General features: G+C 68.4%; 14 protein-coding genes. 8 read left to right on the top strand and 6 right to left on the bottom strand.

Annotation, left to right across the window (positions count from 1 at the left end; all coding sequences use genetic code 11):
* Positions 1–9: 9 nt before the first annotated feature.
* A complete protein-coding gene (locus PLE19_11905) occupies positions 10–1,017 on the bottom strand; it encodes a hypothetical protein (protein HPD15650.1) in 1,008 nt (335 codons plus the stop codon).
* Positions 1,018–1,047: 30 nt separating this feature from the next.
* On the bottom strand, positions 1,048–2,409 hold the full coding sequence (locus PLE19_11900; GenBank protein HPD15649.1) for a hypothetical protein: 1,362 nt from the start codon (positions 2,407–2,409) through the stop codon (positions 1,048–1,050).
* Between the two features lie 359 nt (positions 2,410–2,768).
* Here PLE19_11900 and PLE19_11895 point away from each other — a divergent pair, with 359 nt between their 5' ends.
* From PLE19_11895 to PLE19_11860, 8 genes are all read left to right on the top strand, one after another.
* Positions 2,769–4,064, top strand: a complete 1,296-nt coding sequence (locus PLE19_11895; GenBank protein ID HPD15648.1) for a Gfo/Idh/MocA family oxidoreductase — start codon at positions 2,769–2,771, stop codon at positions 4,062–4,064.
* A gap of 112 nt (positions 4,065–4,176) precedes the next feature.
* The gene (locus PLE19_11890) at positions 4,177–5,433 is read left to right on the top strand and encodes a Gfo/Idh/MocA family oxidoreductase (protein ID HPD15647.1); all 1,257 of its coding nucleotides are present in this window, start codon (positions 4,177–4,179) and stop codon (positions 5,431–5,433) included.
* A 78-nt stretch (positions 5,434–5,511) separates the two neighbouring features.
* Positions 5,512–8,160 carry a HEAT repeat domain-containing protein gene (locus tag PLE19_11885; GenBank protein ID HPD15646.1) on the top strand — a complete coding sequence of 883 codons (2,649 nt, stop codon included), beginning with the start codon at positions 5,512–5,514 and terminating at the stop codon, positions 8,158–8,160.
* A gap of 127 nt (positions 8,161–8,287) precedes the next feature.
* The gene (locus PLE19_11880; protein ID HPD15645.1) at positions 8,288–8,953 is read left to right on the top strand and encodes a DUF1080 domain-containing protein; all 666 of its coding nucleotides are present in this window, start codon (positions 8,288–8,290) and stop codon (positions 8,951–8,953) included.
* 94 nt (positions 8,954–9,047) lie between these two features.
* Complete coding sequence (locus PLE19_11875) at positions 9,048–9,311, top strand: hypothetical protein (protein HPD15644.1); 264 nt, start codon at positions 9,048–9,050, stop codon at positions 9,309–9,311.
* A 1-nt stretch (position 9,312) separates the two neighbouring features.
* On the top strand, positions 9,313–9,585 hold the full coding sequence (locus PLE19_11870; GenBank protein ID HPD15643.1) for a DUF2283 domain-containing protein: 273 nt from the start codon (positions 9,313–9,315) through the stop codon (positions 9,583–9,585).
* Positions 9,586–9,677: 92 nt separating this feature from the next.
* Positions 9,678–10,934 (top strand): Gfo/Idh/MocA family oxidoreductase, encoded by a 1,257-nt coding sequence (locus PLE19_11865; protein HPD15642.1) that lies wholly within the window; start codon positions 9,678–9,680, stop codon positions 10,932–10,934.
* A 118-nt stretch (positions 10,935–11,052) separates the two neighbouring features.
* Entirely contained in the window at positions 11,053–11,460 is a 408-nt protein-coding gene (locus tag PLE19_11860; GenBank protein HPD15641.1) for a hypothetical protein, read from the top strand.
* 13 nt (positions 11,461–11,473) lie between these two features.
* Here PLE19_11860 and PLE19_11855 read toward each other — a convergent pair whose 3' ends face one another.
* The 4 genes from PLE19_11855 to PLE19_11840 all read right to left on the bottom strand — a co-directional run bounded on the left by PLE19_11855 (position 11,474) and on the right by PLE19_11840 (position 14,714).
* Complete coding sequence (locus tag PLE19_11855) at positions 11,474–11,779, bottom strand: type II toxin-antitoxin system RelE/ParE family toxin (GenBank protein ID HPD15640.1); 306 nt, start codon at positions 11,777–11,779, stop codon at positions 11,474–11,476.
* Entirely contained in the window at positions 11,776–12,009 is a 234-nt protein-coding gene (locus PLE19_11850; GenBank protein ID HPD15639.1) for an addiction module protein, read from the bottom strand. Before PLE19_11850 ends, PLE19_11855 begins: the two co-directional genes overlap by 4 nt.
* Before the next feature lie 435 nt (positions 12,010–12,444).
* On the bottom strand, positions 12,445–14,016 hold the full coding sequence (locus PLE19_11845; GenBank protein ID HPD15638.1) for a TIGR03663 family protein: 1,572 nt from the start codon (positions 14,014–14,016) through the stop codon (positions 12,445–12,447).
* Positions 14,013–14,714 carry a hypothetical protein gene (locus tag PLE19_11840; GenBank protein ID HPD15637.1) on the bottom strand — a complete coding sequence of 234 codons (702 nt, stop codon included), beginning with the start codon at positions 14,712–14,714 and terminating at the stop codon, positions 14,013–14,015. Before PLE19_11840 ends, PLE19_11845 begins: the two co-directional genes overlap by 4 nt.
* Positions 14,715–14,850 lie beyond the last annotated feature (136 nt).

Below are 14,850 nucleotides of genomic sequence, written 5' to 3'. Positions count from 1 at the left end.
TACGCCGCATCACTTACCCTCGATCTTGTCAATCCGCGCGTCGGCCTTGGCGAGCCACTCCTCGACGACGGCGGCCAGGCCGTCGTAGCGGACCCCCTTGAAGAACGCGGTGTCCTTGAAGAGGTCGCCCTTGCGGAAGTCGGACAGGCCGCGCTCGACCTCGCCGTAGTTGCGCTTGAACTCGTCCAGCTTCGTCTTGCCGACCCCCACCCAGCCGGCGGCCAGGGCCTTCGGGGGCGGTGGCACCTTGTCGTTCGCGTTCAGGGCATTGGACCAGGCCTCCAGGTCGTCGAGGCCCTTCTTGAAGGCATCGGGCTTCAGCTTGGTATCGGACATGGTTTCGTCGACGCGTTTGACCTGTGTTACCGCCCACTCCTGGATGTTCTTCATCGTGGTCTTGGCCTTCTGGAGGTGGCGGCGGCGCTGCTTGGCGTCGTCGAGTGAGACAACCGGCTTGTCGAGCAGGGCCTTCGTGGCGGCGAGTTCGGCATCAGCAGCCACAGCGTCTTCCCGCACGACCTTGAGCACCGTGGGCTCGAACTTGGTGTACTTGGCGAACCGCTTGTTCATGGCGTTGAGCTCGCGCTTCCAGCGCACCGCCTTGGGCCCGTGGGTGTTCGACAGCTCGGTGAGAAAGGCCGCGATGCCTGCGAAGTAGTCCTTCCAGTCCTGGGGCATGGACTTCACGGTCTGGCCCTTCTGCTTGGCCCAGGCGAGGTACGCCTCCAGAACGTCGTTTATGCCGTCCGCCCACTTCCCCGCAAAGTGGTTGTCCGCAGCCGTGAACACGTCGTCCATGTTCCCCTGCACGACGCTGTCGGACCCAATGATCTTATCGATCTTCTCGAAGTAGTGGATCACCTCGGTGAGGAGGTAGTTGGCCTGCCGCTTGGCGGTGGGGCTGACGTCTGTGAGCTTGTCCAAGACAGGGTGTTTGGTCTCGGATGGCATCGCCCCCAGGCCGCCCAGGAGGGCCGCCGCCAGCAGGCCGAGCGTGCCGAGGGTTCGCGTCTTCATGGTGTCACCTCTTTCCGTGAGTTGCGGGGGTCAGAACGGCTGGTCGTAGTTGGTGATGTACCAGCGCTTCTTCTCGGTGCGTTTGAAGAAGCGCGGCTTGGGGCTGCCGTACTGTCGGCCGCGCTCGTCGTAGGCCTTCGTCGTCAGCTCGGCCACCTCGACGAGGGCCTCGGCGTGCTGCTTGATCTTCGCCTTGTCCTCCTCGCTGAGGAAGAAGCCCTCGAGGTCGCCCTTCTCGTCGAAGCCCTTGAGCACCTGCGTCTTGGCCGGGCCGACGACCACGTGGCAGTAGAGCTTGGCAAACCGCTCCTGGTGCAGGTCCCAGTGGTAGCCGATGCGGCTCAGCGCCGTCCTGGTCGCGCGGCGGTTCGGGTCTATGCAGTCCAGGAACAGCGGGTAGTTCTTCTCCTTGATGGCCGCGATGTAGATTTCGGTGAGGCGTTCGGGCGTCGCGTCGTCGGGCACGCTCTTGATGGTGTACATGGCACCCTTGATCTGCTCCATCTCGGCCTCGCCGCTGAAGGCGCCGCCGAGCTCGGCCTTGGGGTCGGCCACGGCCAGCGTGCAGCCGGGCACGTGGATGGCCACGGGCTCGACGCCCCAGCCCCACTGCGCGACCTCCACCTTCTCCTTGCCCGCGTCGGGCACCAGCATCTCCAGCCCCGTCACCCGCCCGATCAGGGTCCACTTGCCGTCCTCGGGCAGGTCGCGGTTCACCAGGCGGCGGTAGCGCCGCAGGGCCTCGTAGGCCCCCAGCCAGGGGCGGCCCGAGAGCTGCACGAAGTAGAAGCCCTTGGTGCCGCTGCCCACGTAGACGTATTGGCCGTGGAAGTCGGTGAACTCGTTTGCGGGGTATTCGAAGTCCTTGAGGACGACGAACTTGCCCTTGAGCGCCTCGGCCTCGACCTCGCGGTGGCTGGGCGCGGGGAAGGGCTGGGTGAGCGACGCCTTGTCCTTCTCCACCTCGGCCATCAGGGCGGCCAGCTCCTTGTCCGCCTTTTCGCTGAAGAGCCCCTTGAGCTTCTGCTCATTCAGGCGATAGGCCGTGGCCTCGGGGCCGAGGGTCATCGCCTCGCCCTTGCTGGCGATAAGCGCCTTGCGGCCGCGCTCGAAGAGTTCGTCCACCTTCGGGTCGTCGGGGAACCGCTCCTTGAGGTCCTTAACTCGTTTCAGGGCCTCGTTCTCCGTGTAGCCGAGGGGGAAGGGCTGGCCGTTCGCCCGCTCGACCTTCCTCTCGAAATCCACCAGCCGCTTCTCGGCGCCGCTCAGTTCCAGCTTGCTCGGCCCCTCATTGCCCGCTGGGGCCTTGGCCGCGGCCCATGCGGAGGCCGGCGCGGCCGCGAGCGTGGCCGTCACCAGCAGGGCTGAAAGGTGGCTCGATCTCCATCGCATGGCAGATTCTCCTCGGTGTGCGTCCCTGCACCACCAACAGGCCGTAACGCAAGTGTAGCGCAAATGGTGGCCATTGCAAGCCCAGTGTCGCTTCCATTGCGCGAAGCTCACCTCGCGTCGATGCTCCGTAGGGGCAGTCCTTGTGGCTGCCCCCGGGCGGCCACAAGGCCCGCCTCTACCAGGGCAAAGCCAGAGTGACCGCAACCGGGACGGTTGTGGCTACGTGGCGGACGCGCCCGCACGGGCCCGCTATGGCGCCCAAGCCGTTTTGCCAGCTTGACTCTGCTGCCCGCCCGCGCCATAATCCCTCGAAGCCAGAACTCGTCCCACGGATCCACGGCCAACAGCGAGGGCATCGCATGCAGGACCATGTCTCGCGTCGGAGTTTCTTTAGAGCTGTCGCCGTCGGCGTCGCCGCCCCCTACGTGCTGACGAGCCAGGCCCTGGGCGGGCCGGAAAAGGAGCCGGCGAGCGACCGCATCGCCGTCGGCCACATCGGGGTGGGCGGCATGGGCGGGGGACACCTGCGCCAGGTGATCGGCAGCCGCGTGGCCACGGCCGTCGCCGTGTGCGATGTGGACAGGGAGCGCCTCTCGCGCGCCGAGTCGGCCACCGAGGGCAAGGCCAAGCCCTACCACGACTTCCGCCAGCTCCTCGAGCGGCCCGATATTGATGCCGTGATCATCGGCTCGCCCGACCACTGGCACGCGCTCCACACCCTCCACGCCGTCGTCGCGGGCAAGGACGTCTACGTCCAGAAGCCCATGTGCGTGACGGTGCGCGAGGGCCAGGCGATGATCGCCGCCACGCGGCGCCACCGCCGCGTGGTGCAGGTGGGCAGCCAGGGCCGCTCGCAGAGCGGCGGCCGCTACTCGGCCCAATACGTCCGCAACGGCTACTGCGGCACGGTGCGCGAGGTCCGTTGCTGGCACTACCCGAACCCCAGCCGCCCGGCCTCGCCGCCCGAGCCCGTGCCGCCCGGACTCGACTACGATCTGTGGCTGGGCCCGCTGCCCTACTTCCCCTACCACCCGGCGCACACCCACGGCAGCTTCCGCTGGCTCATGTGCAGCGGCGGCGGCAACATTCGCGACCGCGGCGCGCACATCTTCGGCATCGTGTGCTGGACGATGAATGTGGACCACACCGGCCCCGTCTCGGTCGTGGCCACGGGCGACCGCCCCGAGGGGCTGTACGACATCCCCGTCACCATGAGCGTGACCTACGAGTTCAAGAACCCCGACTGGACGCTCCACTGGGACCAGCCGGGCGAGCCGAAAGGCTTTACGCCCGACGAGAAGCCGTTCCCCTACGGTGTGGAGTTCATCGGCGACAAGGATTCGCTGGTCGTGGGCCACTGCGACGGCGTGCGGGCCGACAAGAAGGTCTTCTTCGAGCCCGGCGCCCACGAAACGGCGCTCTATGTGAGCAATGACCACGTGGGCAACTTCTTCGACTGCGTGAAGAGCCGCAAGGACCCGATCGTGCCGGTCGAAGCGGGCCATCGCATCACCAGCCTGTGCGCCCTGGGCAACATCGCCTGGCGAGTCGGCCGCAAGCTCACCTACGACCCTGTGAAAGAGGAGTTCGTCGGCGACGAGGACGCGAACCGCCTGCTCCACGCGCCGTACCGCGAGCCGTGGGCGCTGCTGTGACCGCTGAGCTCGGGCGTTCTCGTCCCTGCGCCCCGCGTGGGGACTCAATGCCCAGCCGCTCCGCGGCCCGTGCTCCTGGCATGTCGCGCGCACCCGAAGAGAGGGACGACTGATGGGCGAACCGACCACCCGCCGGCAAGCGCTCGCGGCCCTGCTGGCCGCGCCGTATTTCCTCACGAGCCGCGCGCTCGGCGCCGAGGGCCAGGCCCCCGCCAGCGACGTCATCCTCACCGGCCACATCGGGGTGGGCGGCATGGGCAGCGGCCACCTCGGCCACATCCTCGGCCGCGGCGACGCGCGCGTGGCCGCCGTGTGCGACATTGACGCGGCCCGCTGCGACGCCGCCTACAGCCGCACCGGCGGCACGGCGAAGAAGTTCCACGACTTCCGCGAGTTGCTCGACCAGCCCGACATTGACGCCGTGGTGATCGCCTCGCCCGACCACTGGCACCCCCTCCACACGCTCCACGCCTGCCAGGCGGGCAAGGACGTCTACGTCGAGAAGCCGCTCTCCGTCACCATTCGCGAGGGCCAGGCCATGGTGGCCGCCGCGCGCCGCTACCACCGCGTGGTGCAGATGGGCACCCAGTGGCGCTCGATGCACGGCCGCCACGTGGCCCAGTACATCCGCAACGGCTACTGCGGCACCGTGCGCGAGGTCCGATGCTGGCACTACCCCAACCCCACCCATCCGCCCGCGCCGCCGCAGCCTGTGCCCCCGCAGCTCGACTACGACCGCTGGCTCGGCCCGCTGCCGTTCTTCCCCTATCATCCCGCCACCTGCCACGGCAACTTCCGCTGGCTCATGTGCAGCGGCGGCGGCAACATCCGCGACCGCGGCGCCCACATCTTCGGCATCGTGGCCTGGGCGATGAACGTGGACCACACCGGCCCCGTCTCCATCGAGGCCACCGGCGACCGCCCCGACGGCCTCTTCGACAACCCCGTGCGCATGAGCGTCACCTACGAATTCAAGAACCCGGATTGGACCCTCCACTGGGACCAGCCCGGCGAACCCAAGGGCGGCGAGTACGGCGCCTTCTACATCGGCGACAAAGACACCCTGTCGTCCTGGGACAACTTCGACACCGAGCCCAAGGCCAAGTTCGAGGCGCGTCCCGGCGAGATCGAGCTCTACCGCAGCAACAACCACATGGGCAACCTGCTCGACTGCGTGCGCACGCGGCGGCGGCCTGTGATGGACGTGGCGATCGCCCACCGCGCCACGAGCCTGTGCAACCTGGGCAACATCGCCTGGCGCATCGGCCGCAAGCTGCGCTGGGATCCCGAGAAGGAGGAGTTCGTCGGCGACGACGAGGCCAACCGCCTGCTCCACTACCCCTACCGGGAGCCGTGGAAGCTGTCGTGACTTCCGATTGGCCTTCCCGATCGCCGATTTCCGGCAAGGCGTGCGCACCTGCACGCGGAGGCTTCTGAGGAGAGAGACATGAGATTGCCGAGGCTCACCTGGGCTCTGTCGTTTGCCGCGCTGGCCGGCACCGCACTCGCCGGCGAAGCGAGCGTGGAGGAGCTGGTCCAACAGCTCGACGGGCCGAACCCGCCCGCGAATCTCGAAGCGGCCTACGGCCAGGTGCTCGACGCCTGGCTGCCCGCGATGAGCAGCGAGAACCTGGGCGACCGCCAGAAGCCCGAGCAGGCGTTCCAGGACCTCTGCTGGCGCGCCGGCGCGCCCGGCGCCGAGGCGAAGCGCCTGGCCGTGTGCAAGGCGATGACCGCCCGCCTCGCGAGGCCCGACCTCGGCAAATGGCCACGCGTGTGGTTCCTCAAGCAGCTTCAGCTCATCGGGCGCGCCGAGGCGGTGGACGCCGTGGCCGCTCAACTGAACGACAAGGACGATCTGGTGCGCGAGCGCGCCCGCACGGCCCTCCAGCACAACCCCGCGCCCGCGGCCACGGCCAAGCTCGTGGCCGCGCTCCAGGCCGCCACCGACCCCGCCTGGAAGGTCGCCTTCGCCAACGCGCTGGCCACGCGCGGGGACGCGGCGGCCGCGCCGGCCCTGCTCAAGCTCGCGGGCGACGCCAACGACGACGTGCGCTCCGCCGCCCTCGGGGGGCTGGCCCGCACGGGCGACAAGTCGGTCGCCGACGCCCTCGTGGCCGGCATGGCCAAAGGCTCCGACCGCGCGAAGCAGCGCGCCACCGACGCCTGCCTGCACCTGGCCGACCGCCTGGCCGCCGGCGGCGACAAGGCCGCTGCCCTCGCCCTCTACCGCAGATTCCTCGATTCGCCGAGCAATCACCTGCGTTGCGCAGCCATCGTGGGCGTCGGCCGGGCCGGCGGCGTGAAGGAGCTCGACACGATCTTCACCGCCCTTGCCGACAAGAACGACCAGGTGCGCGGCGCCGCCCTCGAGGCCCTCGGGCTGCTGCCCGGGCGCGAGGTGTCCGACGCCATCACCGCGAAGATGAAGACGGCGGCGCCGGAGCTCAAGGTCGTGCTCCTCGGCGCGCTGGCCCAGGGCCGCGACAAGGAGGCCCTGCCCACCTTCCTCGCCGCCGCGGCCGACGCCGACGAGGCGGTGCGCATCGCGGCCTTCGAGGGCATGGGCCTGCTGCGCAACGACGCCGCGGCCCCCGCGCTCGTCGCCGCGCTGGCGAAGGCCCGGGACAAGGAACTCGAGGCCGTGAGGAACGCCGTCAACGCCATCCCCGGCGACGGCATCACGGCCGCCCTGGTGAAGGCGATGGCCGATGCGGCGCCCGCCGCGAAGGTGCAGCTCATCGGCTGCATCGCCGCCCGCCGCACGCCCGCCGTGGCGCCCACGCTGCTCAAGGCCGCGGCCGACCCCGACGCCGCCGTGCGCACCGAGGCGCTCAGGGCCCTGGCCGACGTGGCCGACGAGAAGGCCCTGCCCGACCTGGCGAAGATGCTCGTGGCGGCGAAGGACGACGCCGAGCGCACCGCCGCCGAGCGCACCCTCATCGCCATCGCCCGCCGTGTGGAGGACGCCGACCAGCGCACCGCGGCCGTCCTGGCCGCCTTCCCCGGCGCGGGCGTGCCCGCGCGCGTGGCCATCCTCCGCATCGCCTCGGCCCTCGGCGGGGCCAAGGCACTCGCCCTCGTCCGCTCGGCGATGAAGGACGCCGCGCCCGAGGTCCAGGACGCCGCCTTCCGCGCCCTGCCCAACTGGGCCGACGCCTCCGTGGCGAAGGAACTGCTCGAGATCGCCAAGAGCGACCCCTCGCTGCCCCGCCGCGTGCTGGCCATCCGCGGCGCGGTGGACGTGGCGGGAAAGGTCGGCGGCCTGTCGGGCGACGAGTTGCGCCAGCTCTTCGCCAGCGCGCTGGCCGCCGCCCCGCGGCCCGAGGACAAGAAGATGGTGCTGGGCGCCATGGGCGGCGTGGCCAGCCTGGGCGTGCTCGACCTCGCCCTCAAGTGCATAGACGACGCCGGGCTCCGCACCGAGGCCGAGATCGCCGCCGTGCGCGTCGCCCGCCAGATCAGCGGCTCGTACCAGGCCAAGGCCAAGGAGGTGCTCAAGAGCCTCAGCGAGCTCAGCGACAACCCCCAGGTGAAGAAAGAGGCCGCCGAGGCCCTGGCGCTCCTCGAACGCTTCGAGGACTACATCACCGCCTGGCAGGTCTCCGGCCCCTACACCCAGGGGGGCAAGGACGGCCCCGGCCTCTTCGACGTGGCCTTCGCGCCCGAGAAGGAGCTCGCGGGCGGGGCGTCTGCGCCCCGCGAGGCGGCCAAGTGGCGGCCCATGCCCATCGGCACCGACAAGGGGCGGCCCTGGCTCATCGAATTCGATAAGACGCCCGGCATCCAAGGCAACGACGCCTGCGTGTACCTGCGCACCCGTGTGCAATCGCCCAAGAAGCAGAACGCGCGAATCGAAGCGGGCAGCGACGACGGCCTCAAGGTGTGGCTCAACGGCAAAGTGGTCCACGCCAACAACGCCACGCGGCCGTGCAGCCCGGGCAGCGACAAGGCCGATGTCACCCTCGAGGAGGGCTGGAACGACCTTCTCGTCAAAGTCACCCAGGGCGGCGGCGAGTGGAGCGTGTGCCTGCGCCTGCGCGGCCCGAAGGGCGAGCGCCTCGACGGCCTGGTGGCCGACCCGAGTGGGAAGTGAACGTGGAGCGTGATGCGTAATGCGTGAGAAGAGCAGAGAAGCCAGGAAGCCCGTTGTCCCGCCTTCTCTTCTCACGTATCACGCATCACGCAGACGGCAGGACCCCTGGCTCGGAAAGGAGAATGCGGTGAGTGGTTGGCTGAAGATGGGCGTGCTCGTATGCCTGATGGCCTCGATGGCCGCGGCCGGCGAGGAGGGCGTGACCGTGCTCTTCGACGGCAAGAACCTCGATGCCTGGACGCAGAAGCCCACCGGCGGCTGGACGATTGACGCCGAGGGCGCGCTGGCCTGGCAGAAGGGCTGCGGCTACATCTGGACGAAGGAGCAGTTCGGCAACTTCGTGCTTGACCTCGACTTCAAGGTCTCCAAGGGCGCCAACAGCGGCATCTTCATCCGCACGGCCAAGACCGGCGACCCCGTGCAGACAGGCATCGAGGTCCAGATTCTCGACTCCACGGGCCGCCAGAAGCCGGGCAAGAACGACTGCTGCTCGATCTACGACGTCCTCGCCCCCTCGAAGAACGCCGAGAAGCCGGTCGGCGAGTGGAACCACGTCACCATCACCTGCAACGAGAACAAGATCGAGGTCGTCCTCAACGGCGAGAAGGTGATCGACATGGACCTCGACCAGTGGACCGAGGCGGGCAAGAACCCCGACGGCTCGAAGAACAAGTTCAAGACGGCCTACAAGGACATGCCGCGCAAGGGCTTCATCGGCTTCCAGGACCACGGCAACGCCGTGTGGTACAAGAACGTCACCCTCAAGGCGCTGCCCGAGAAGAAAAGCCAGTGATCGATCGGGGGCGATGCCGCCGCGATAGGACCGATACGACCTATGGGTCCTATCGGAGCGGCATCGCCCGCCCTCAAGTCAGAAGAAGCCGCCGATGCCCCAGAAGCGGTCGAAGTCGGCGGAATGGCTGGACTGGGAGATCGAGATCGGCTATCATGTCAACAAGCGGTCCTTGGCCAGAGGGTTCAATGAGACTGACTTGAGGACGATGGTGGCTGATGTGGTGGCGATCCTGCCCAGCCATGTCGAGGGCCGCTTCGTGCTGCACGCGCGCCTCGGCCGCGAGCAGTGGCGCATCGTCGTCGAACCCGACTACGACGAGCGCAAGCTGGCGGTCGTGACAGTCTGGAGAGTGTGACATGGTCAAACACCCCTACCTCGAGATCACATACCGCAAGGGCAAGCCCTTCGCGGGCTATCTGTATCTGAGCGACAGGCGACCCGCGGAGCCGTGCCGCACAGAGGAGGTCAGCCCCGGTGTGCTGGTAGACACCGCCTCCGACGGGGAGGTGCTCGGCATCGAGTTCCTGTCCCCCGGCTCTGTGACCCCCGAGGACCTTCGAGCCATCACCCGACGGCTCCACGGCGTGCAGGTGCCGACGGAGGACCTCAGCCCGGTCATGGCCCACTGAGCACTTGCGCGGCCCTTGCCCTATGCCCTCTTCTGCCGGCACGCGGGACGGGGCACGCGGGACGCGACCCAGACTGCCCGAAGGAGGCCGCCATGTCGCCAATGCCCCTTTGCCGCCGGCAGATCCTTCAGGGTAGCGCGCTGGCCCTCTTCAGCGTCGTTCCCCGATGGGTTCTCGGCGGCCCGGGCCAGAAGGCGCCCAGCGATACGCTGGCCCGCGGCGTGATCGGCACCGGGGGACGCGGCCAGGCGTTCCTCACGCCGCGCGACCGCCGCGTCGTCGCCGTGTGCGACGTGGACAAGAATCACCTCGAGGCCGCCGCGAAGAAGGTGGGCTCCGGCTGCACCCCCTACGCCGACTTCCGCCAGCTCCTCGAGGTGCAGGCCATTGACGAGGTCTGCATCGCCACCCCGCCCCACTGGCACGCGCTCATCAGCATCCAGGCGGCCCAGGCGGGCAAGGACGTGCTCTGCGAGAAGCCGATGACGAAGTTCATCCGCGAGGGGCAGGCCATCGCCGACGCCATCCGGCGCTACGGGCGCGTCTTCCAGATCGGCACCTACGGCCGCTACGGCATGGGCCGCCTGCGCAAACTCGTCCAGAGCGGACGCCTGGGCAAGCCGCTCCTCGTGCGCGCCGGCCGCGCCCAGGGCTACAACTGGAACGTCAAGTGGTTCACGGGCCTCCGCCACCTGCCGCCGCAGCCCGTGCCGCCGAACCTCGACTACAACCTGTGGCTTGGTCCCGCGCCCTTCAAGCCCTATCACCCGCACCGCGTGCACTTCATGTTCCGCTGCTACTGGGACTATGACGGCGGCGGCCTGGCCGACCAGGGCCAGCACCACCTCGACCCCATCCAGTACATGCTCGACAAGGACGACACGGGGCCGGCCGAGGTCGAGGCCGTGGCCCCCTGGCCCGCGCACGACGACGCCTGCGGCCCCTGGCACAGCGTCACCATTCGTTACCCCGACGACATCACGATTCTCATCGAGAGCGGCGAATGGGGGCCGGAGCCGCAGCCCGCCCCCTTCCTCGAGGGCCCGAACGGCAAGGTGTGGCGCGACGGCCGCTGCGAACCCGCCGGCCTGATGGACGGCCTTGACGCGCTGCCCGACACCAAGCCGCTCATCAGCTTCGAGGAGGCCGAGCGCACGCGCAAGCCCTCGGGCGGGGGCGCCGACAGCTCGCACCGCGCCAACACCCTCTTCCTCCTCGGCAACATCGCCATCCGGTTGGGCCGCAAGATCCGCTGGGACCCCGTGAAGCAGCAGTGCATCGGCGACGACGAGGCCAATCGCCTTGTAGACATCCCGATGCGGGCACCGTGGCATTTGCCGGAAGCGTGAAACGCGATGCGTGGCGCGTGACGCGCGATTCCGCCCCGACCTGCTCCGTCCCGCGTGAAGAAGATCGGCTGTAGGGCGTGCATACCTGCACGCGGAATCTCCTGGCCAGGAGGAGCCCATGGCTCGAGACATTCTCGTGTTCGGACACGGCGACAAGTCGTCCAAGGGCTTCGCGACAGCGGAAGCTCTCGTGGAGTACCTTGAGGGCGGCATATTCCGCAAGGAGTATGGTGGTCGGTATCGGTACAGCCAGAGAAGGCAGGCGGATGTCATTGTCCTTTCGCGGGACGGCTGGGCGTACGGCCACTTCGAGGTTAGCTCGACGGAGGCGCCTACTGAGAAGGACCGCAGGGCCTACCCCCGCGTGCGGCGCGTGTATCTCATCCGCAAGTCGGTTCGGTACGGCAAGCCGGTCCGCATGTCGGACATGGGCATCTCGAGATTCCAGTTCGGCAAGCGCGTGACCGAAGAGGAGTTCGAGGGGATCCTAAGAGCTGCCGGTCGGAGCGAGGGATTCTGCTCGTAGTCCAGCGGCCTTCTCACCGCTGCCCAGGTGGGAGGCGTCTGCGCCACGACTGGGGATCGCGGTGAAGGTGCATCACGGCGACGATCAAGAGGGTGTCGCCGCGCACCTGGTAGAGAATCCCGTACGGAAAGCGGTTCATCAGGCAACGGCGAGTTCGCCTCGACAGGGCGACCCAGGCCTGGGGGTATTCGACGATGCGCTCAAGCGCTCGCCGCACTTCACCGGCGAACTCGTCACCCAAGCCCTCACGGTCGCCATTGTACCTGCCTATCGCGGCCAGGAACTCCTCTTCCGCCTCGTCGAGGAAGTCCACGTTCACCTGGTTCGGCTCCGCTCGATTCGGTGGAACACCTCGCTGGCTGGCTTCGCTCGCAGTTCCCCGCGATCGTATGCGTCAATCCGGTCCTCCGCTTCCTCTGCCCACAGTGTATCCACGCGTTCTCGCTCCGCGATCCCGAAACTCGCGAGAAGCTGCTCCATCAGCTCCGCGCGCTCCCCAGCCGACAGGGCCAGTGCCTCCGTAAGGACCTCTTGTGTTCGCGGCGACATTTCGTGCCCCTTCATCTCACAACGGCCCCTCTCTCCGCCCTTCATACTACCCTCAGCCGAGCCGCCTGTCAACCGGCTCGACTACTCATGATGCGTCCACATGCGAATGACCTTGACGGTCTTGAGGTTGTCGAGCTTCTGATAGACAAGGCGGTGCTAGACGCTGTTGCAGTGAGACCGTTGGCCCCCTTCCAGGGGTGAAGCTCACAGGCTGCGATGGGGCACCCGGGCCGGCCTACGGAGGGGATTGAACATCTTGAAGCCGCCCGACAGATGAAGCCCAAGGCTGCTGCCAGAGCCACAGGTCACAGGCCGTCATACGCCTATGGTCGTGCCGTTGAGCCGATGGCGCGGCCTTTCAAGGTGTTCACCCCGTGTGTTGCGCGCTGAACAACTTGAGCATCTTGACTGAGTCGGGCGTGGGCCGGCCGGACGTCACCCGCCCGGCGCGGCCTGGGCCTGGCGGTGGATGAAGGCGTTCCACAGGTCGCGGCGGATGTAGACACGCAGGAGCACGCGGGGGCGCAGGCCGCGGGTCTCGCCGAAGTACTCGCCCCGCAGGCGCCTCTCCAGCGCGTCGGCCAGGTCGGCCGAGACGATGACGAAGTCGGCGTCAGGGTCGGCGGGGAGGCGGTCCCAGTAGCCCACGTTCGGGAAGCGCCGCAGGTAGAAAGGGAGGGGCCAGTAATCGAGGTCGGAGGCGATCACCTTGATCACCATCGCGTGCCCCTTGGGGTGCACGGCGGCGATCTGCTCGGCGCGGCGCGAAACTTCCAGCAGGTCCCAGGTCGTGTGGCCGTAGACGTAGGGGTTGCGGTAGTCGCAAACGAAACGTCGGTCGAGAGCGGCCCGGTGGGCCTGGCTGGCGAGGTGGTATCCTGCCGCCGCGAGCAGCAGCACCACGGCGGCCTTGAGCAGATGGGTGGGCACGCGGCGCACGAGCGTGACGGCGCCCAGGCCGGCGAGCAGGGTCATGCCGTGCAGGAAGCTGAGCGCGCACCAGGGGGTCTTGTAGGGGATCGCCGCGTAGATGGCCGTGAGGAACAGCGTGTAGAAGGCCAGGAAGCGGGGGAGGGGGGTGAGGCGCTCGCCCGAGCGGCGGGGCCAGAGCGCGGCCACGAAGCCCACGAGCGCGAGGGCCAGGATCAGCCCCTCGCTCCACCAGGCGCCGCGGCCGTAGCGCGCGTAGGCCAGGGTGCCCAGGTAGTAGTGCCAGGGGTGGTCGTGAGCGCCCGCGCCGCCGGACCGCGTGAGGTAGCTCTTGTAGGTGAGGATCGAGTCCAGCGGCCCGCGCCAGTGGGTGAAGAACGAGCTGAAGAGCGTGACCGACACGGCGATGGCCGCGGCAGCGGCCAGAGCCAGGTGGCGAGCCTTGAGCAGGCCGCGGAGGTCAATCGTCTCGCCCCAGAGCTTGCGCCAGGCCAGCTTGGCTGCGAGGGCCAGGCCCATGGCGGCGAAGGCGAGCACGCAGGTCTCCTTCGTGGCGTGCATGAGCGCCAGGCAGGCGCCGGCGGCGAGCGCCCAGCCGAGCCGGCCGCTGCGCGCGTAGCGCCAGCCGGCCCCGATCGCCCCCGCGGTGAAGAAGACGAGGAGCGGCTCATGGATGTAGTAGCGGTGGTAGAAGACCATCGCCGGCGAGATGGCCAGGAGCGCCCCCGCCACGGCCGCCGCGGGCCAGCCGAGGCCGTCGCCGACGAGGAGCAGCAGCAGGATCAGCCCGACCCCGAAGGTCACGGAGACGAGGCGGTAGGTTGTCTCGGACGAGTCGGCGAACGACCTGGCGCCGCTCAGCCAGAGGAACGGCACGGTGGCGTAGTGGAGGGTGGGGCCGTGGTACTCGTGGGGGTCGTAGCGGTAGACGCCTGTGTCGAAGAGAATGCCCGTCTTCACCGCCTCGACCGCCTCGTCGCAGTGCAGGGGCCTCAAAGCAAGGCGTGGCAGCCGGAACGCGAGGGCTCCGGCTGCCACGGCCAGGATGAGTGCGACGGCGGCGGTTCGGCGGGTCATTTGGCCGGCGTGGCGTAGACCTCGACCTCGGTGTAGTGGTTCATGTCGTTGGCCGTGCTGCCCTTCGAGTAGAGCCGCACGTAGCGGGCCACGATGTCCTTGCACGGCATGAGGCGGCCCTCGTTGCTCTCGAGGTACTCGAGGTCCTTGCCGATGCCCAGGCCCGAGGAATTGTCGTAGTCGTTGTTGTAGATCGTGCGCACGTTGGTGATGAAGTCGGGGTCGTCGGCCACCTGCACCACCACGTCGTGGTAGATGCGGGCCTCGCCGTGGAAGTGCCACACCAGGAGGGCGTGGATGTTGTACTTCTCCTGGAGGTCAATCTGCACCCACTGGCGGCCGGGGCCGAGCTCCACGTACGAGCCGTCGCTGCCCTTCTTGTCGCCATCGGTCACCTGGGCTAGCTCGCCGATGATCGGCGCATCGTCGCTGCTCGTGACGGGCTTCTTCAGCGCCACGTTCTTTGTGCCCTTGGGCGCCAGGAACGCGGGGCGCGGCTTGCCCGACGGCTTCTCGATGTGCTCGTCGAACTTCAGTTCCTTGGGCGTGCCGCGGAACATGGGCAGAGGCAGCTCGAACTTCACCTCTTCCAGGTCGCCCTTGGCGTCCTCGCCCGCCTGGGCCGCGCCGCAGCCCAGACTCCACATCAGCACCCCCGCGACGAACAGCCCGGCGCCCACCAACAGCCTGCTCGGCATCGTCCGACACTCCTTCCAGAATGAATACCCGTGGGCTGGGGCCCCACGACGATCTTGGCTGCCCTCTATTCTACCCGAATGGGGCTTGCGATTCCACCCAATTTGGACGGCGCGGCGGGAGGCGCCGCCGAGTCGA

Source organism: Planctomycetota bacterium, assembly GCA_035384565.1.
Lineage (GTDB): Bacteria > Planctomycetota > PUPC01 > DSUN01 > DSUN01 > DAOOIT01.
This window is presented reverse-complemented; position numbering and strand designations above follow the sequence as displayed.